At 55.6% G+C, this 19,294-nt stretch carries 16 protein-coding genes; 7 read left to right on the forward strand and 9 right to left on the reverse strand.

Annotated elements, in window-relative coordinates; genetic code table 11:
- Positions 1 to 8: 8 nt before the first annotated feature.
- Entirely contained in the window at positions 9 to 911 is a 903-nt protein-coding gene (locus tag H2O65_RS00355) for a GIY-YIG nuclease family protein (protein ID WP_220458756.1), read from the reverse strand.
- 166 nt (positions 912 to 1,077) lie between these two features.
- Here H2O65_RS00355 and H2O65_RS00360 point away from each other — a divergent pair, with 166 nt between their 5' ends.
- Genes H2O65_RS00360 through H2O65_RS00370 form a run of 3 tightly spaced genes read left to right on the forward strand, consistent with a single transcriptional unit; the run spans position 1,078 to position 6,838 of the window.
- Complete coding sequence (locus H2O65_RS00360; RefSeq protein WP_182141663.1) at positions 1,078 to 3,762, forward strand: DNA methyltransferase; 2,685 nt, start codon at positions 1,078 to 1,080, stop codon at positions 3,760 to 3,762.
- On the forward strand, positions 3,741 to 5,681 hold the full coding sequence (locus H2O65_RS00365; protein ID WP_182141664.1) for a DEAD/DEAH box helicase: 1,941 nt from the start codon (positions 3,741 to 3,743) through the stop codon (positions 5,679 to 5,681). The genes H2O65_RS00360 and H2O65_RS00365 overlap by 22 nt, the downstream gene beginning before the upstream one ends.
- On the forward strand, positions 5,678 to 6,838 hold the full coding sequence (locus H2O65_RS00370; protein ID WP_182141665.1) for a GIY-YIG nuclease family protein: 1,161 nt from the start codon (positions 5,678 to 5,680) through the stop codon (positions 6,836 to 6,838). Before H2O65_RS00365 ends, H2O65_RS00370 begins: the two co-directional genes overlap by 4 nt.
- Before the next feature lie 68 nt (positions 6,839 to 6,906).
- Here the strand turns inward: H2O65_RS00370 and mcrC are convergent, their stop codons facing one another.
- The 8 genes from mcrC to H2O65_RS00410 form a co-directional block, all read right to left on the reverse strand.
- On the reverse strand, positions 6,907 to 7,977 hold the full coding sequence (gene mcrC / locus H2O65_RS00375; protein WP_182141666.1) for a 5-methylcytosine-specific restriction endonuclease system specificity protein McrC: 1,071 nt from the start codon (positions 7,975 to 7,977) through the stop codon (positions 6,907 to 6,909).
- Positions 7,974 to 8,348, reverse strand: a complete 375-nt coding sequence (locus tag H2O65_RS00380) for a hypothetical protein (RefSeq protein ID WP_182141667.1) — start codon at positions 8,346 to 8,348, stop codon at positions 7,974 to 7,976. Before H2O65_RS00380 ends, mcrC begins: the two co-directional genes overlap by 4 nt.
- 87 nt (positions 8,349 to 8,435) lie before the next feature.
- Positions 8,436 to 9,617 (reverse strand): IS30 family transposase, encoded by a 1,182-nt coding sequence (locus H2O65_RS00385; protein ID WP_259349513.1) that lies wholly within the window; start codon positions 9,615 to 9,617, stop codon positions 8,436 to 8,438.
- A gap of 30 nt (positions 9,618 to 9,647) precedes the next feature.
- Positions 9,648 to 11,213, reverse strand: coding sequence for an McrB family protein (locus tag H2O65_RS00390; RefSeq protein WP_259349533.1), 1,566 nt, complete (start codon positions 11,211 to 11,213; stop codon positions 9,648 to 9,650).
- Positions 11,214 to 11,679: 466 nt separating this feature from the next.
- A complete protein-coding gene (locus H2O65_RS00395) occupies positions 11,680 to 11,901 on the reverse strand; it encodes a hypothetical protein (protein ID WP_182141668.1) in 222 nt (73 codons plus the stop codon).
- A 23-nt stretch (positions 11,902 to 11,924) separates the two neighbouring features.
- Positions 11,925 to 12,137: a hypothetical protein gene (locus H2O65_RS00400; protein ID WP_182141669.1), complete on the reverse strand. Its 213-nt coding sequence runs from the start codon at positions 12,135 to 12,137 to the stop codon at positions 11,925 to 11,927.
- A 363-nt stretch (positions 12,138 to 12,500) separates the two neighbouring features.
- Positions 12,501 to 12,974, reverse strand: a complete 474-nt coding sequence (locus H2O65_RS00405) for a hypothetical protein (protein WP_182141670.1) — start codon at positions 12,972 to 12,974, stop codon at positions 12,501 to 12,503.
- 432 nt (positions 12,975 to 13,406) lie between these two features.
- Entirely contained in the window at positions 13,407 to 14,435 is a 1,029-nt protein-coding gene (locus H2O65_RS00410) for a LacI family DNA-binding transcriptional regulator (RefSeq protein ID WP_182141671.1), read from the reverse strand.
- Between the two features lie 466 nt (positions 14,436 to 14,901).
- Here H2O65_RS00410 and H2O65_RS00415 point away from each other — a divergent pair, with 466 nt between their 5' ends.
- The 4 genes from H2O65_RS00415 to H2O65_RS00430 all read left to right on the forward strand — a co-directional run bounded on the left by H2O65_RS00415 (position 14,902) and on the right by H2O65_RS00430 (position 19,221).
- Positions 14,902 to 16,230 carry an ABC transporter substrate-binding protein gene (locus H2O65_RS00415; protein WP_182141672.1) on the forward strand — a complete coding sequence of 443 codons (1,329 nt, stop codon included), beginning with the start codon at positions 14,902 to 14,904 and terminating at the stop codon, positions 16,228 to 16,230.
- A gap of 61 nt (positions 16,231 to 16,291) precedes the next feature.
- Positions 16,292 to 17,194 (forward strand): carbohydrate ABC transporter permease, encoded by a 903-nt coding sequence (locus H2O65_RS00420; RefSeq protein WP_259349534.1) that lies wholly within the window; start codon positions 16,292 to 16,294, stop codon positions 17,192 to 17,194.
- A gap of 2 nt (positions 17,195 to 17,196) precedes the next feature.
- Positions 17,197 to 18,069, forward strand: a complete 873-nt coding sequence (locus tag H2O65_RS00425) for a carbohydrate ABC transporter permease (RefSeq protein ID WP_182141673.1) — start codon at positions 17,197 to 17,199, stop codon at positions 18,067 to 18,069.
- Positions 18,070 to 18,123: 54 nt separating this feature from the next.
- Positions 18,124 to 19,221 carry a glycoside hydrolase family 172 protein gene (locus tag H2O65_RS00430; RefSeq protein WP_182141674.1) on the forward strand — a complete coding sequence of 366 codons (1,098 nt, stop codon included), beginning with the start codon at positions 18,124 to 18,126 and terminating at the stop codon, positions 19,219 to 19,221.
- The last annotated feature ends 73 nt before the right edge of the window (positions 19,222 to 19,294 follow it).

The raw sequence follows: 19,294 nt of genomic DNA on the forward strand, positions 1-19,294 counted from the left end.
TCGCGCCCCTAGCCGACGCTCTGCTCCCAAGCAGAGAACGTTTGTCCGTCCTGAGTCTTCCACTCGATGCGACCATTTGAAGAGGCTTTGCCGAGGGCGGTTGCGCTTGCAGCAGACGGTGACGAGAAGACGATGTCACGTGTCGCGACAGCAACGGCACCTTCAGAGCGGAGCGCCCCGTCGGCAAAGAGCTTGCTGCGAAGCTCCTGCCGCGTCGCGTGTTGAACTTTGGTGGTTTCGGCCCAGGTGTTCACTGCTGCATCCATATTGAGCGCAATTCGTGACCCCTCCAGAAGTGTGAACTCGCCGTCCACAAGCTGCGCCGTCGCATCCACGTGTTTCTTGGACCCTCGCAGATGGAATGTTGGCGAGGTGGTCTTGTCCGTTGTGTCTGTCACGACTTCGCTTGGTGGCAAAGCTGCTGCCCTGCCACGCAAGAGGTCATAGCCGAGGACGGGAAGCACGATCTTGAGTTGGCTCAGAAAGTACTCCATGTCGGAAGCGTCGGCCTCTGGCAGCGGCGCCCCTCCCGTGGGTGAGGCAACATTCTCCAGAGAGACACGACCAACCTTCTTGGCGAGGTTGATGAGTGCTGACTCCAAGTAGCGCACGTGTGCCGAAGTGAGGTTCATGTCCTTGGACGTAATGATCACTACTTCATCCCAGAACTCCTTCTTGGAGTCGTGGTTCTTTAGTCGTGCGCCGACGTTGTCACTCTGCCCGATGTATGCAGACCGTTTCCCCGACGCCGCGGCATCGTCACCGAAGAGGATGTAGACCCCGGTGCGTCCCGCCTCAGGGCGACCCTGGATTTCGTTGAGGCGCTCCCGCTTCCCCTTGAGCAGGTGTCCGGTCCAATTGTGGATCTCAGCAGTCACCAGGCCGCCGACGGTTCCGTCTACTAAGAACATCCTGATTTGCTTGCCCGCCACGTCCCACCTCAAATTCCTTGTCCTACCCAAGGTTAGACAGGCGAAGGTGAGAATGTGCGGTAAAGCCGCAGATTGCGTTCCTCAGGTGCTCCACTCGGTTAACCTGAGTGATACAAACTGAGATTTTTGTAGTCGAGGAGGACGTGTGGCACGGCTTAGTGTTGCGGACATTCAAGATCGAGTCGCTGATCTAGCGCGCCGTCCCACCTACTCACGGGAGTTCATCTTCGACCTGCTGGTAGCGCTCGGAAGGTCGCGGGCTTCTGTCACCCGGTTGCGCTCCGGAAACCTGAATATTGCCAATAATCCCGAGGTCGAGGTCGCCCAAAAGGGTGTCGTCTACTTCAAACCAACCGATGCTGATCTCTACCTGACTATCGCGGAGCTGGACTCATCACCAACGGTCACCAAATATGACACGCGCTTCCTGATCGCTACCGACTACGAGAATCTTGTCGCCTTGGACCGTGCCAGCGGCGAGACCTTGAATATCGCGATTGACGAGGTTGATGAACACTTCGAGTTCTTCCTTCCCTGGGCTGGCATGGAAAAAGCGCAGTATGTTGCTGAGGCGCACGCGGACATCAAAGCCGCAGAACGTCTGGGCAAACTGTTCGATGAGCTAGCCAAAGAGAATTCACCCGAGGACATTTCCCGTCACAGCCTCAACCTCTTCTTCACCAGACTGCTGTTCTGCTTCTTCGCTGAGGACACGGGGATTTTCACGAAGGGTCTTTTCACTGAGAAGGTCGAGTCCCTGACTCAAGATGACGGTTCTGACCTGCAGAGCTTCCTCACCCAGGTGTTCGACGCATTGGACACGGAGGACCCTTCAGCCAAGCCTGCACTGGTTCGCGCTTTCCCCTATGTGAATGGCCAGCTGTTCGCCAGGGGAGCCGAGGTCGTTCCGCGCTTCAGCCGCCAGGCACGCAACCTTCTTCTGCGCAGTGGTCACTTGCGGTGGGATGAGATCAACCCGGATATTTTCGGCTCCATGTTCCAAGCCGTCGTTGACCCGCAGTTACGTGGGGACCTGGGCCAGCATTACACGTCTGTGCCCAACATCCTCAAGACGATTGACCCGCTCTTCATGGAGGGACTGTGGGAAGAGTTCGAGGCCGCTCAAGGCAAACCAGTCCGTCTGAACCGCCTGCTCGACAGAATTGGGGGCATCAAGGTTTTTGACCCTGCCTGTGGGTCGGGGAACTTCCTTGTCATTGCTTACAAAGAGCTACGCAGGCTTGAAAACGAGATCCTCAAGAGCTTGGGTGGGCAGAACCTTCAGTCTGAGCTGTTTGGTTCCCGCATCAAGATCACCAACTTCTACGGCATTGAGATTGACCCGTTGGCCCGCGAGGTAGCGGTGCTTTCGTTGTGGATCGCCAAACACCAGATGAACCAAGAGTTCAACGAGATCTTCGGTATCGACATCCCGCTAATCCCCCTCAAAGACGCCGGCCAGATAGTCACGGGCAACGCTGCCCGCATCGACTGGAACCAGGTGTGTCCCAACGATGGAGAAACCGAGATCTACTTGGTGGGAAACCCACCGTATGTTGGTTCCTCGATGCAGACGAATGCGCAGAAATGCGACTTCGAGGCCTATTTCGGTACGGACAAGTACCCGCGAAACCTTGACTACATTTCACTCTGGTTCTTTATTGGTGCAGAGTACATCGCTGGTACTGCGGCAGCATTGGCCTTTGTTAGTACTAACTCTGTCGTCCAAGGTGACCACGTCGGAATTTTCATGCCTCGTGTTCTCTCCTCGGGGATAGAAATCGGCTTCGCCCATACGTCTTTCCGGTGGTCTAACAGCGCTCGTGCCAACGCAGGTGTAACAGTCGTCGTCATCTCGCTGCGCAACCCAAGTCCACGCCAGAAGGTATTGATAACGGATGGACACCGGCGCACAGTTGGCAACATAAGTCCCTACCTGACTGAGGGTGCAAGTGTTGTCGTCGAGAGGGGTCGGAACCCGCGCCATGGGATGCCGCCGATGACCAGGGGAAGCCAACCCACAGATGGAGGCGGCCTCATCTTTTCGTCTGCGGAGCGTACAGGTGCAGTGGCAGAGGACCCATCCGTAGAGCGCTGGATAAAGAGGTATATGGGCGCGAGCGAGCTTATAAGTGATAAGGAACGCTACTGTCTGTGGATCAGAGTCGAGGAAGTGGAAGAGGCAGCCCGAAGCACACCGGTCAAGAAGCGGCTCGAGAGGGTTCGCAGATTTAGAGAAAACGGAAAGTCTGCCATCTCTAGAGAGTTCGCAGCAAGACCGTGGCGATTTCTCCAGGCTGCCCACAAAGACACCGAAGCCATCATTGTTCCCAGCGTCTCATCCGAGCGTCGTGAGTATGTTCCGATTGGATACCTGGGTCCGGACACAGTCATATCAAACCTGGCGTTCGCCATCTACGACGCCGAGCCATGGGTGTTTGCGCTGGTGACCTCACGCATGCACATGGCTTGGCTACGTGCGGTGGGCGGGAAGCTGAAGACGGATTTCCGCTACTCGAACACCCTGGTTTACAACACCTTCCCAGTGCCCGATCTGACGGCGGCGCAGAAGGAAACGCTGACCCAGAGGGCCCTGCGGGTGCTGGATGTGCGAGAGTACCACAGTGAGAAGACGTTGGCGGAGCTCTATGATCCTGACCTGATGCCCGGCAACCTGCGGCTGGCACACAAAGAGCTCGATGATGCAGTGGACGCCCTGTATCGCAAGAGCGGGTTCGCTTCGGATGAGGACCGTCTTGCGTTGCTGTTTGACTTGTATATGCAAAAGACCAGTGCGAAGGAATCAGCATGGGGCAGCCAGAGAATCTAATAGAGATCAACTATGCGGCCAACCAGAGCTCCGTCGATGTCGACGAACTTGGGATGCGAGACATGCAACGCCGCGTATTTGCTGAGAAGGATGCGCAATACCTGCTGGTAAAAGCACCTCCGGCATCGGGGAAGTCCCGGGCACTCATGTTCGTCGCCCTCGACAAACTCTTCCATCAGGGAATCAACAAGGTCATCATCGCTGTTCCAGAACGTTCCATTGGCGCCTCGTTTGCCAGCACCGCCCTCGTACAACACGGGTTCTTTGCGGACTGGGAGATAGAAGATCGCAACAACCTGTGCACTCCCGGAGGGGACAGCGGCAAGGTTGACGCGTTCCTGCGTTTCCTTGAAGGTGACGACACAGTGCTGGTTTGCACCCACGCGACGTTGCGTTTTGCGATGGCGAAGCTTCCGGCCTCGGCTTTTGATGACACTCTTGTGGCAATCGACGAGTTCCACCACGTGTCGGCCGACAAGGACTCCAGTCGGCTGGGACAAGTGGTGCACGAAATCATGTCGGGTTCGAATGCTCATGTTGTGGCGATGACGGGCTCCTACTTCCGGGGGGATTCGGTGCCCGTCCTCATGCCGGAAGATGAAGAGAAGTTCACTCCAGTCACGTTCAACTACTACGACCAGCTCAACGGTTACAAGCACCTGAAGAGCCTGGGGATCGGTCACCACTTCTACCAGGGGCGTTACACGGATGCGATCCACGAGGTGTTCGACCCGGATCTGAAGACACTGATTCACATTCCTTCTGTGAACTCTTCCGAATCAACCAAGGACAAAATCGAGGAAGTCAACAAGATCCTCGACCTCATTGGGATTTTTGAGGGGAAGGATGAATCCGGGATCATGCGGCTGCGCACACCGGATGGAAGGGTACTGCGGGTTGCCGACCTTGTGGACGATTCAGACTTGATGGCACGGTCAAACCTTCTCGGATACCTGGGGCAGGTTGCAGCCAAAGACAAGGATGCGGTGGACGTCATCATCGCCCTCGGAATGGCGAAAGAGGGCTTCGACTGGCCGTTTGCCGAACATGCTCTGACAGTTGGGCACAGGTCCTCCTTGACGGAGGTCATCCAGATCATCGGTCGAGTGACACGGGACGCACAGGGGAAGCCGCGGGCTCAGTTCACCAACCTCATCGCGGAGCCAGCGGCCGATGCCGACGAAGTGACGACCGCGGTCAACACAATGCTCAAAGCAATCACGGCGTCGCTGCTCATGGAGCAGGTCTTGGCGCCAAACTTCAACTTCAAACCCAAGGAACCGGGGGAGGCGCCAGAGCCAGGGACACTGGCGGTCAAGGGCTTGAAGGCACCGCCAACAGATCGGGTGCGGCAGATCATCGAGACAGACCTGAATGATCTGAAGGCGACGATCCTGCAAGACCCCGGCTTCCGGCGCGCTGCGGCGGGCCAACTTGATGCCGAGGTCGCCAACAAGGTCTTGATCCCTAAGATCTTGCGAGAACGTTACCCCGATCTGAACGGTGCCGAAGCCGAGTCTTTGCGCCAGCATGTCGTGGTCGACTCGGTTGTGAAGGCTGGGGAAGTCAAGGAAGTCGGTGACAAGAAGTTCGTGATGCTGGCCAAGAAGTACGTCGACCTCGACAAGCTGGACATCAACCTGATCGACAAGGTCAACCCGTTCCAGCGCGCCTTCGAAGTTCTCTCAAAGTCTGTCGATCCTAAGACTCTGCGGGTTGTTATGGATGCCATCGCGGAGACGCGGATCGAAGTCACAGCGGAGGAAGCGGTTCTGATGTATCCGAAGCTCCGGGAGTTCCAGCGGATGGAGGGCCGGGTGCCGTCCATTCGCTCTAAAGACCCGCATGAGAAGCGCTTGGCTGAGATCCTCGTGTTCCTGCGTCGCGCCAAAGCAAGTCAAGCGAAGGTGAACGCATGAGCGCGGAGATGCCGACCAGTCTGGAAGAGATCTTCGCGTCAGATGATGATGGGCTGCTTGATGAGCCAGAGAAGGCGCCGGTACTGACAGGCCACGATCGGTTGAGAAGGTCATTTGTGGAGATCAACGACTTTGTGGTGGAGCATGGTCGCGAACCCGATCCGACGGTGAGGGCGATCCAGGAGCGGCGGCTGGGCGCGCGCCTAGATGGCATCCGCGCCAACCCAGAGAAAGTCGAAGCCCTCGCAGATCTGGATGAGCACGGACTCCTTGCCGAGGGAGTTGAAGAGGATCTGTCCCTAGAGGACATCCTGGCCCTTGATGATGATCTTCTTGACGACGAAACAGGCATCCTGGACACTTCGATGTTGCCGAAGAAGATCACTCGGGGTGAGCCTGAGTGGGTGGCGAGACGGGAGCGCGCCAAGGGTTTCGAGGCATTCGAGCCGCTGTTCAAGCAAAAACACGCAGAGCTGCGTTCCGGCGTTGCGGGTCTGGCCGCAGATCCCGGTGAAGCACACATCCAGAAGGGGACGTTCTTCGTCCTCGGCGGAGTCATGCTGTTTGTTGCGGAAGTTGGTGAGACCGAAGTGGTCGCGGGAAGGCGCAAAGAGCGCTTGCGGGTCATTTTTGAGAACGGGACCGAGTCGAGCATGTATCGGCAGTCCCTCACCTCACGCTTGCATGAAGAGGACAGCTTCCTCGTCACCCAGAGGGAGGTGACCATCACGGAGCTGGAAGCAGGGGATGAACTGACCGGCCACATATATGTGTTGAGATCTCTGAGCGACCACCCGGAGGTAGTGGGGAGGCCTAATCTGCACAAGATCGGGTTCACCCGCGGAAGTGTGGAGCGGCGTCTTGCTGGGGCGGAAAAGCAGGTCACGTATCTGATGGCACCCGTGGAGGTGGTTGCGGACTACAAGACGTACAACCTGCGTGCGGCCTCGCTAGAGCACCTGTTGCACACGGTGTTTGCAACGTCGCGCGTGCCGTTCGAGCAGGTTGGTCTGGATGGGCGTGCAGCCGAGGCGTCCGAGTGGTTTGATGTGTCTCTGGAGGTGATCGACCGAGCCCTCACATTCGTCCAAGACGGCAGCATCGTGAACTGGGTGTACGACAGGGAATCCGGCACGTTGAAGCCGCGGGTCTGCTGAGGGAGGTCTGGTTGGGATCAGTAACCGCGAAGTCAGTCTTGAATATGTAATAGGAGTCGCCCCCGCACCTACGCCAGTCGCTCGCCCTCGTTCAAGTTGAAGTGGCTGCAGACGATCTTGTCGAACTGGTTTGAGATGGCTGGGAAGTCCTGTCCGAGGTCTAGGGTCTGAACTAAGATCTGGTTGCCGTGAATGCGCCAGTTGGCGTCCGGTTGGACGGCGTGGTCAGTCTGCGCGTAGAGCAGCATTCCGGCGATCTGCCGATGAGGGTCGGACACCTCTCTGTTCTTCACGTAGGTGAAGATTTGGTAGAGATTCGCTGAATGCACCGTGTGATGGTCGTAGTTTCGTTGCGTGTTTTTCGAATAGTATTTCGCGTCGATGATGAGCGTCCTCGAACTATCTGACAGCGTGATGTCACTCTGCATCACGGGTAGCATGGTTCGCTCGCCCTCATCCAACGCCCAGCTAATCTGTGCTGCCTTGGGGTGAAGGAGGGACCAGTGTCGTTTGTAGTATTCGAGGATGAACTTCTCGTAGAGGCGACTCATCGCCTGGTCATCGATATAGGACATGAGCTTGTGGTCGCCGTTTTGGGTAGTTTGGAGCATCCCCTCGGTTACCAGTTGACAGACGCTGATCAGCATCCGATAGCTGCGGGTCGCGCGAGAAAAGCGAATCGCCGACCATCGGACGGCTGCCGGGTCAATAGCGTCCACTTCGGTAAAGAAGAGAAGAAGCTTCTTCAGCGCGGCCTTGTTGCGAGGCTTGACCTCACCGTGGCGGACCAGCATTAGTGAGACGGTCTTGAGGACTTGGTTGAGGAGGTTGTTCTCTGACATTTCGTCATACTGACATCCAAGTTCCCGCCTCTCACCTGCATGGAGCTGCATGGTTCGCGGTAGGTCGATCTTGCCGCGGAGCACAGCCAGATCATCAAAATGAGGAATGTATTCGCGATACAGTCCTTGCTTCAGTTGGCGCGCAATCCCTTTGGTCAGGATCGCAGCAAACAAGTCATGGAGGTGGTCAAACTCTTCCGTTTCCACTTGCTCGTACTGCTCCGGGTTCAGGTTCTGGAAAGCGTAAGCGAGCATGTAGTAGACGTTCTTGATGAACACCCTGTCTTTGGTCGTCACGCCTCGACAACCCCGCAGAGGAGGCCCCGCCAACGCTCTACCTTGACGTCGTCGTCGAACCAGTACTCTTCCAGCATCGGCATAAGGTCGTAGTCAACAACCGCCCTCATCCACTCCGGTGTTGCCGTGTCTTGACCACAGAAGTAGCTGTGACCGATGCAGAAGCCACTGCCAAGTGAGGGGTCCTTGCTGATCTCCGCGTTTAACGTCTGCACGCTTACGACTAGCTGGTCGAGCATTTGGTGATCTAGGCCTGTCTGGTACCTCCGAAACCCTTCTGTATCAAAGCCGGGCGTCATGGGGACGAAACTGAACCTGCGCCTCAGTGCATAGTCGATCATGGCCAAGGACCTGTCGGCCGTGTTCATCATGCCGATGATGTGAACGTTTGCGGGGACCGAGAATGCTTCTCCGCTGTATGCCAGCGTTGCCGACTTTCCGCGGGCGGGTTCTAGGGGTCAGTGCAACAGGATTTCTTCAATCACTTCGGCGGGCTTTAGGAAATCGAGCCGCTTCCGTGGTCGGTCATTCATTTCCCACTCTACATAGTCTAGGTCAGCCTGACTGTGGATACTCAGGTCAGTGCCCTTGGGGAAGTATTCTCTGAGAAGCCCGTTGGTGTTTTCATTGGTGGGCCTTTGCCATGGTGAGTGTGGGTCACAAAAGAACACGTCGAGATCAGCAGCCATCGCGATCTGTTGATGCGCACTCATCTCTTTACCCTGGTCCCAGGTCAGGGTTTTACGCAGCACGTCGGGGAGGTCTTTCATTTTCGCGATCAGCCCGTCAGTGAGTGCCTCGACACGATTCTTGGTGGGATCCATCCATACCAGGATCAGGTAGCCTGAATGCCGTTCAACCACGGTCCCGATCGCACTCTTCCCATCCTTACCAATGATCAAGTCCCCTTCCCAATGGCCAGGAACGGCTCGATCATCAGCCTCGGCGGGACGATCCACAATATTGACCATATTCGCGATACGACCCACACGTTCAGTACTACGACGTTTCGCACGGCGAATCTTCCGACCTGTGCGTAGCCGCACTTCAAGGTCACGTTTGAGACCGCCTCGAGCCAAGAGATAAATCGACTGGTAAATCGTTTCGTGTGACACTCGCATCTCCGGCCGGTCTGGGAAATCCCGCCGCAACCTCCCACAAATTTGTTCCGGAGATCGCCTCAAAGTGAGCTGGTCTTGAACATAGGCGCGTAACTCAGGCTGTGTAGCAAGTTTACTGGGCTTTGGTCTTCGGGCTCTCTCATAAGCAACCACCTGAGCGCGCGTAGCACTATAGGACAGCGTCGCTGATCGTTCACACTGGAAGTGTCCATTCCGTTTGATTTCCCGGCTAATCGTTGACGCGGAACGATCCAACTGTCTGGCAATCGCTCGGATCCCCATCTTTGCCTTCCACAACGCCTGGATCTCAATACGTTCCTCAAAAGACAAAGACCTCGCACGAGTCTTCTTCCGAGGGTCAATCCCCCCATGATCACTAATGAACCCCCGCACTGCTCTCTCAGACCAGCCCACAACCTGGCCAATCTCCTTAGCGGAACGTCCTTGTTTACGTAACGCCCAAATCCTGTTCGTTACCTCCGGCAGCAACCTCTCCGAAAAACCAATCATCGTACTCACCCTCCTATTCTCAGGGTGTTGCACTCACCGCTAGAACCCGCCGCGATAGTCGCTCTCAATAAGCATGAGTAACTCACCAAAGATCTTCGACAAGTTACCTCGGTTGATTTCGTCAATGATGAAGAAGAAGTCCAGGCTCGGGTTGTTCTCAGCCTTCTTGCAGAACTCGTAGAAGATCCCGCGCCTAAGTTCAAACCCTTGATCAGTGGGTTTGTACCCCATCATGAAATCTTCGTAGGAGTAGTTTTGGTGGAACTGAATGAACGCGACACGGTCGGCGTCCCGTTGACCCATGATGGACCATGCTAGGCGTTGTGCTGCGAAAGTCTTCCCTACCCCCGGCGCCCCTTGGAGTATCAGATTCTTCTTGCGGCGCAGTACGTTCACAAGGCGGTCATAGTCGGATTCGGACATGTAGACCTCAGACAAGAACTCTTCTTTGGTGTAAGGGTCATTCTGTTTTGGTGAGACTAGGGGATTAGATTCGCGAACGAGGTCGAGGATGGTTTCATACTCAGCTTTGGTGAGTTTGAAGAGACTTCCGCGCATGTTTGTAGCCAGGGCCTGCATGTCAGCAAGCTCGGGAGTGCCACTGATAATCGAGTAGTCGATGGGAGTGACAAGACCCTCTGTCTTTTCGAACCACAGGTGCTCCCCGTCGTGCTTGGCGCCTATGCGACCAAGAGCCACAACCTGCTTGACGGGGTGTGACTCGTATCCGACCACCAGGTCGCCCTCGTCCGCATCCAAGAAGTTCTGGTAGATGTTGCGTTTTCGTCCGTTATCGTTGACCAACGACCATCCTTCGAGTTCCCCAACGTCAAGGTTCGCGAATCTGAACTTCTGATGTGGTGAGGCAACTAGCCACCAGTAGTTCGGCTCCTCTACTTCTGTGTCAGCCTCAGTGTTGGTGTCAGTGGTCTCGCCAGAGCTACGGCTGATGTAGAAGGCAATGTCTATCGTTAACGTCTTCAGGGCTGGGTCCGGGTAGCAGTCGCCGGCCAGTTGAGAATCCAGCAGATTCCGCAGTTCCGGGTCTGCTTGGGCAGCGGTGCAGATGGCTCCATACATTGTGAAGTGGTCGCGCACGTTGTTGGCGTAGTCGCCCTTCTTGAAGCGGTAGCCAAGCGCTAGCTTGTTCGAAACGGCGCGGCACTCGCCCCACTTATATATGTAGTACTTGTCCGGATACCTCAACCAGAGGTATGTGCTGATGGTGTTCTCATCTTGGAAGTGCATGCGGGATCCGTCAGACTCCAAGAACGAATCCGAAGCATTCTTGAACGCTTCCATACGTTCATGCAGATCTGCTGACTCATCGAACAGGGCGGCAAACATAGCCCGCACGCGTTCAGGATCAGATCGTGAGAATCGTTCAATCATGAATCGGGGGAAACTGCCCGCAGAGGCAAGCAAATTGCCGGTCTTCTCCAGTGATCTCTTGAGCATCGCCGGGAAGTCTTCAGCGTCTAGCTCCCAATTGTCCTGAAAGTGTTTGACCGCCTGCCATTTGTACTTCTCTTCAGGCCAAGTCTTGTCGACGAAGTCCCGTTTGTAGTCATCCAGTGCTGTTTGAAGCGTTAAACGGTCGGCCACGCCATTTCCCTTTCGATCTACTTGGGGCCGTGCGCTCTCAACTTTGAAGGCTAGCGATCCCACGGTATCGATTGTCCCGCATTCGCGCGAGCTGCGCCGAAGGAATGTGGGTTGCTGCCTACCCAAATATCAGACCGTCCCTGTCGGCTCGCGCCGCACACGACGCTGTGTGCCCACACGCACTTTCGGCGGATTGAACTGTCCAAGCCCAAGGACATCAAGCACAGATTCTCGGTGCAGAAACGCCCCTTTTCCGGCAAGAGCAACGGCGACAGTCGGCTCAGTGAACCGGGTTGTCGGCGCGTTGCGGTGTGTGTACACGCCATGTCCGAGGGCGTGGAGCGCACCATCCGTCCTCGAAGGCAACCCGAGGACACTTTCTGATGCGCAGGTGGTACTGATTCCTGGAACCGGTGCCGGGTAGGGGCTTCCTCCACGCCGAGGGATCCGGCCGATGCCGACCTCTTTACTGGTGTTCTTCGCTGTTTTGCTGCCGGTACTTCTCAGCCAGTTCGTCAGTGTCTTTTTGGTCGCCCTGCTTCTTTCGATACCAAGCTGCACCCGCTAGGGCCAGAGCGACGGCGATTACTAGAAGGGGACCGATTATGACGTCGTCGGGAGTCGAATACCAGTAGAAACCCCCAATGAGGAACACCACCAACGCGGCGATGTCGAAGTTTCTTGCCACTGGGTCTTTGCTTTTGTTCATGGTTATGCCGCCGTTCGTTCAGTGATTTTGGCCAAGGAGGTGGGATCGGCCGCGCTCACAACCTGCACCAGTCCGTTCATGTAGCGCCGGTAGCTGCCGTAACCATCCATGGTCTTGGGGCCTATGGGGATGAAAAGAAATGTATCCACGCTGGTGTTGTACTCAACAATGTAGGTAGACAGCTCGGTCCCCCAATCGTTAGGCTTCGCTGTCACCAAGAAATGTAATATGACGTTCCCGAACGGTGCCTTCACTACGACGCTGAAGCCGTCAGAGTAGAGGTCAGATAAGTGACCTCTCTTTGAGAGTCCACGACCTCTTTGGCGATGTTGAGTGCTTGTTCTGGACTGAGGCTGGTTTGGATGACCACCGCAGAATTATGATATTTGTGCTCTTTTGCCATGACTCCTGCTCTTCACCGAGTGGTACTGGGCAACTATGTTCGAATGTGACGCACTTCAATGCTAGGTAGCGTGAGGTGCTACCAGCGGCAGTCTGTGATACCAGAAATAGGGCAAAACACCAGGGTTCTGCTCTTTGCATTACTGGTGCCCGCAACGCAGATCTGCTCCTTGAGCTCACCCACCGGTGCCAGTGAAGAACATGGCACCCACGCTGGGACAATTTGTGGCAGTGTAGGCATCAACTCGTTCTACGGCGCCTGAGTTACTGGCTGCTTCCATGAAGGCTGAGGCCAGTCCCCCAAGTGGGTCGTTGATCATTTCTTTGGCGGTTTCCAGTTGTCCGTCCCAGAAGTCACGTACTGCTTCCACATCTGACTGGATGTCAGAAGGGGCAACCTTGGCGGCCTCGTCCCACATTTGGCTGATCTCCCCAAAAGCACCGACAGCACCTGTGAGGCTGGCAAGAAAGTCGTCAGTTGTATTAACTTCATTCATTGCTGACAGGTAACGGTCCTTGTGTGTGGAGAGCACATCACAGTAGGCCTCTACGGAACGGCCGGACGAACAGGCGGACAATGTTGAAAGGCTCAGAGCGGGCACCAGTGCGATACCCGCTCCGCGACCAATGCGGCGTTTAGTAGAAGCCATCACGATACCTAATCTCCTCTTTGAGCGGTTACGTTTTTGGTGGGGCCATCGAGTGCAGCCCGCTTCAATGCTAGGCACGTAAGCCGCGCGGGAGGCGGCAAGTGGTTGTCCCAGAAGTCGGACAAAATTGGGGATCTGGGTCGGGACCAGAGGGGAGGTCTGAGGGGGCGATTGCTGCGGAACGTAAAGCTGCACGGTTTCCAATCGTCCGTTGCTATCAGGGGAGCCTGTGGTCTTCGATCGCACTCGGCGTCAACTATGCCTGGTCTGCCGAAGTTGCGTTGCACGCAGATGCTGGACTTCACAGGGTCGTGAGACGTACTCAGTGAATGTCGCGCCACCGCGATCACTTCACAGTGAAAATTCGACTCCGACATCCGGTCTGTGAAAGAGAGTTCTCTACGGATGCTGTGGAGAAGCGCATGCTAATCGTCAGTCAACACCTTGCGGAGTCTGCGGCGCAGGTATTTCTCCGGAGCCTCTGGCAATGAGGTGGGTCGGCACGACGATCGACTCACCGGGGGAGCGAGGGCCGTTGGTCTGGATCATCTCCAATACAAGCCTTGCCGCGCGCTGCCCAATCGTTGTGGGATCCTGCGCGATGGCGGTTAGTCCAGGATCTAGTTCCGCAGCCAACTCAATGTCATCGAAGCTTACGAGAGCCACCCGATGCTGCTTCCCAGCGGCTCGGAGCGCACGAAGAATTCCGATCGACACAGCGTTCCGACCACCAATGAATGCCGTTGGTGGTGAGGCTACCGTGAGCAAGTGTGATGTGATGGCGGTTGCTTCTTCCATAGTTGAGGCATCGAGGCGTTCGAAAGCTTCGTCGGGGGATATTTTGCACTCCACGAGGCCAGCTCGAAACCCGTCACGCCGGGCCTCCATGGGAGCTGACCGTTCGTCTCCCAGGAACGCGATATGTTTGTGTCCAAAGCTGGAAAGATGCAGCACGGCACCCTTTATCGCCTCGAAGTTGTCGGAGATGACGAAGGGGACGTCCACGCCCGCGGAAGGCCGGTCGACCAGAACTACAGGGAAACCTCGCTCCACCAACGCTGAGAGGTAACCTTGGTCCCCTGGAGGGGGAGCGACAATCAGGCCGTCGACCCGAAATCGCTGCATTACTTCCGTAAGTTGCCTAGTCAGGCTGGTATCGTCGTCGTTGCTGGCCATTAGGACAAGCGAACCAGACTGACGCAGAAAGTCCTCGACCGCCCTCTGCATCTCCGCGGAAAATGGGTTCGAAACATCGCGGAGGATGAGTCCCAGTGTGTATCCCGGGGCCGACGGTGCCCTCAGCCGTGAGGCAGATGCGTTCCGGACGTACCCGAGCTCGGCGATGGAGAGAAGGACTCGATCCCGCATCTCCGCATTTACTTGAGCATTACCGTTCACTACGCGAGAGACCGTCATGGGGCTCACACCGGCCAGCCTAGCCACGTCCTTAACCGTTACCATAATGCAATGCTACAGAGAATGCGGCGTGTCAGAGACCAGGTGGGTCAGCAAAACACGAGCAGTGGGCGCAGTGGGTTCCGGACGTCAGAAAGTTAAAGTCGCTCAAGGACAGGCTCTACAGCTCCAGCTCTGATGACACTACAAGGTATGAATGATTGAGTGAATCGCGAGGTCAGAGGTTATTTCCCGGAAGAACGCCACGCCTCCTGCTACGGACAAGGCGGAGCCATCCTAATCTCCACAGACGGTCTCCCTACCATGAAGTCGCACAGGAAAGCACCGCTCTGCGAGTGTACAAGCGAGCGAGTCCTGTCTGAGTGTTCGCGGCCCTCTAGGAAGAAAGACAACGAGAGCGCTACATCGCAATTAATGGGAACAAGTGAGAGGAGATTGTAGGAGAGGCTGCGCTGAGGTAACGTTACCTCTGACGCCGGTTAGGTCGTCGTATAAGACGAGAGGAACCACAATGAAGTCGGTTAGGTTTTCGGGACTACTAGCAGGAGGAGTCACAGTCGCGCTCATGCTCAGCGCGTGCGGAGGGTCCAGTGGTAGCGGTGGTGACGAGACTCCAGCATCGGGAGGAGCAGTGGATGGTGCAGGACTGAGCGGGAAGTGCTCCATACTGCAATATGAGACCACTACGACGGCGCAGTACCGCGGCTGGCAGAAGGGCTTGGATGAGTTCAAGTCCGAGAATCCTGATCTAGACGTGGAATGGGCAACGACGAACTTTGAAGCATTTAGGTCGAACGCAAAGATTCTGTTGTCAGGTGGAGACGTGCCTGATGTGGTCCTAGTGAACACAGGTAACGCGGATGCGGGGCAGTTAGCTGCTCAGGGCTTACTCGACCCGCTAACGGAATTTGTCGAAGAGGAAGGCTGGGATGATGACGTAAAGGGTGCTGTAGCATCTCTCGCCATCTATGACGCTGAAGGTCGCGCAGGATCTGGCGAATGGTATGGCGTTCCCTCTACTGCTTCTTACTTCACTTTCTACTACAACAAGGATCTTCTTGCAGAGCACGGTGTCACGGAGATGCCAACAACCATGGCCGAGTTGGAGGATGTCTTTGATGGTCTAGTTGCTGACGGTGTCACACCGATTTCATCCAATGCGGGCGAACACGCTGTGCTCCAGACATGGTGGCAGCTGATCTCGGGTGTAGCTGACCGTGAAGAGATTGACAATTTCATCCTGGTTCAGGGGCCCGTGGATGTTGAGACGGGCGCATTTCTCGAGGGAACCGACATCTTGGCAGACTGGAATGACAAGGGATACCTGGGGACCCAGTTGAACGGTCTGAAAGGTGACGACATGGAACGTGCATTCATCGCGGGTGAGATGCCATTCATGGCGAATGGTACTTGGTCGTTCAACCGTGTCAACGAGGAAGCACAGTTTGATTGGGGATTGATGCTCTTCCCGGAGCAAAACCTGAACGCTGGTACCTCCGGCCACCTGTGGGCCATTCCCACCGACGCAAAAAACAAGGAGTGCGGTCGTGCATGGATTCAGAAGACCATGAGTCCCACGGTTCAGAATGAAATTGGTCAGTTGGGCGGACTGCCCGTCCTAGGGGATCCTGCCGCAATCACAGACGAACGTATGAAGGAGATGAATGAGATATTCATCGAGCTAAGAGATGGAGACAAACTCTCATTTTATCCAGATTACCCGGTTCCTGGCTTGCTTGACGTGCAGATGAACGGCTTGCAGTCCTTGACCTCCGGGTCCATAACCGCAGAAGAGTTCCTGAAGAACATGCAGGAATTCTATGAGGCCGGAACTCGGTGATTCGCTGACGGTGGTGGCACAAGTGGTGTCACCACCGTCATTCTCTGATATGAGGACAACCATGAAAAACACACGTACTGGCCAAAAAGGCTACTGGTGGTTTATTGTGCCGTTGGCAGTCGGTTTCATCACTATCGTTGCCGCGCCACTAGTCATGAACACATTCTTTTCCTTCCATTCTTGGAAGGGAGGACGCTCCGAAATGGAGTGGGTGGGGCTCGCGAACTACGCAGAGCTGATGCGGGACTCTCTCTTCTGGAGTTCGTTTGTCAATGTCGGCTACATGATTGTGGCCATTGCAGTCATACCGACGATTATCGGTCTAGTGTTGGCCGCCACTCTCTTCGACTTCCTGGGTCGAAAGTTCGGGAGCGGTGTCGCTTCCTTCCTGAGGGCCACCTACTATGTCCCACAGATTCTTCCGGTGGCCGTTGCTGGCGTGCTCTGGAGTTGGATTCTGGCAACACGGGATGGTGCACTCAATACCATTCTGCGGAGCCTGGGTGTCGCTTCTGTCCCGGATTGGCTTGGAGACAGCAGCATTGCACTGTACTCCATCATGCTCATGATGATTTGGATTCAAATCGGCTATCCGGTTGTTATCTTCATGTCAGCACTGCAGCGTATCGATCCATCCCTTTATGAGGCCGCTGAGCTCGACGGTGCAAGTTGGTGGAAACGTTTCCGCCACATCACGGTGCCACACATTCGAGCGGATATTTTCGTCGTTGTCCTGACGGCCACTATCGGAGCAATGAAGCTATTCGCGCCCGTGATGGTTCTGACACGAGGTGGGCCAGAGTTTTCTACGTACGTGCCTTCATTCTTCTCTTACAGAAATTTCTTTGAACTATCACGAGTTGGCTACGGCTCTGCGTCTGCCACGGTCCTCGCCCTCACAATCTGCGTTGTAGCAGGTGGGCTCGTCTTCTGGCAGACCCGAGCAGTGGATGAAGGAGCATAGCAATGAATGGTCAGGTTCGTACCGTCGCCCCTCGGCGATCGGAATTTCAATTCGGCAATGTAGTAACCAAATGGACCGTCCTGGTTGTTGCGCTTCTGATCGCCGTACTGATGATTGCACCGCTCTATTTGGTAGTAATCAATGCCTTCAAGACAGGTACTGACTACTCAATTAACGGACCTCTGGCACTTCCAGAGCAGTGGACACTGAGCGCGTTTGGTCGATACCTCGGCACCGTTCCCTTTTGGCGACTTCTCTGGAACTCTGTTTTGATATCGACGCTGGTGGCAATCCTGGGCACGCTTCTGTCCTTGGTCACGTCGTATGCGATTGGGATTGGGCGAGTTCGCGGACGAATGACGGTTGTCTTCATATTGTTGATTGCCACGATGCTTCCTCAAGAAGCACTGCTTTACCCATTGTTTTATGGAGCGCAGGCGACAGGGCTTCACAACTCGGTGTGGTCGGTTGTCATCATTTTCACCGTTCTCCAAGCCGCATTCGGAACGTACCTTCTCTCCTCCGCGATGTCTTCGTTTCCACGTGAAGTTCTGGAAGCAGCAATGGTCGACGGTGCCGGAAAGTGGAGAACTTTGTGGAGTGTTGTCTTTCCGATAATGCGGCCGACTCTATCCGTTCTTGTTGTTTTCTTCTTTGTCTGGACGTGGAACGAGTTCCTGATTCCTATGGTCATGCTGACCGGCCCGGGGTCGCAAACGCTTCCGATTGCCCTGGCTAACATTAAGGGCCAAAACACTCTGGATGTCACCCAACTGGCGGCAGCTTCACTACTATCGCTGCTACCAACCCTCATCTTCTTCCTTATCTTCCAGAGGACGCTCACGCGTGGGATCACTGCTGGATCATCGAAGTAGTGGATGCAAGAACTCAAGTCGAAAAGAACCAACCAGAGAGTGGAGACATATCTTATGTATTCTTCAGTACCGTCCTACGCAAAGTCTTCGCGTGTCGTGTCGCGTGCAATTACCGCGGAGAATCCGAGCGGAGAGCCTGGTGAAGGAGGGAAGGCCTCTTCGCGCCTTGGGCCCGGACGGAAAGGTAGCCCTTGCATCGACCTGCAGCCAGGTGAGTCCGTAATCCTTGCAGACATCGAAGGCACAGGCGTGCTTCGTCATTTCTGGTTCACTGTGGCTCGGGAGGCAGGAGGCGAGCCCTTCGTACTTCGCAACCTCGTATTGCGCATGTACTGGGATGAAGCAAACACACCCGCCGTAGAAGTGCCTCTAGGCGACTTCTTTGGATGCGGCTTCGGGGAGACCGCTACTTACAGCTCCGCAGTAATGGTTGTCGCACCGACCGCAGGAATGAACTGCTACTTTCCGATGCCCTTTAGGAGTCGTGCTCGTGTAGAAATCCATAGCGACCATGACTCAGTAGTTCCCGGATTCTTCTATCAGATCGACTACACACTGGGGGACGAGCTCACCCCTGAGGATATGTACTTCCACGCAAGCTGGTCACGGTCGAACGGAGACAACGAGCTAGGAGTGGACTGCACACTAGCATCGATCACTGGGGGCGCAGGCTCCTATGTCGGAACCCAGATTTTCGTCGCCCAGCTTGGTCGGTTTTGGTACGGCGAAGGTGAAGTCAAATTCTACATAGATGACGATCGACAATACCCGACAATAGCTGGGACAGGACTGGAGGACTACGTGGGAGGGGCATGGGCCTTCCAAGACAAGATGGGTGGAGAAACCCCACCTTCCGCGCAGGTGTTTGACTCCCTGTATTCCGGCTACCACCAACAGGTTCGGGACTCCCGTCCCGCAGGTACTCCATATGTGGGTGACATGCCGATCAGCCACGGCATGTACCGCTGGCATCTGCTTGATCCTGTTCGTTTTCGCGAGAGAGTTCGTGTAACTCTGCAACAGATCGGAGACCGCGGCGGACACCTCTTTGAGCGCCGAGATGACATCTCCGCCGTCACATACTGGTACCAAGTGACGCCCGAGAGCTGCGGAGATAGGTTGCCTCAGAAAGAGTTAAGGGAACCACGGTAGACAAGGATCTTCCTTATACTCGCAACGGAACTCACGCCCAGAGGAATCATCCTAGGTTAGACAACAGTGGGGT

Origin of the sequence: Schaalia sp. JY-X169 (genome assembly GCF_014069575.1) — a bacterium.
Taxonomy (GTDB): Bacteria; Actinomycetota; Actinomycetes; order Actinomycetales; family Actinomycetaceae; genus Scrofimicrobium.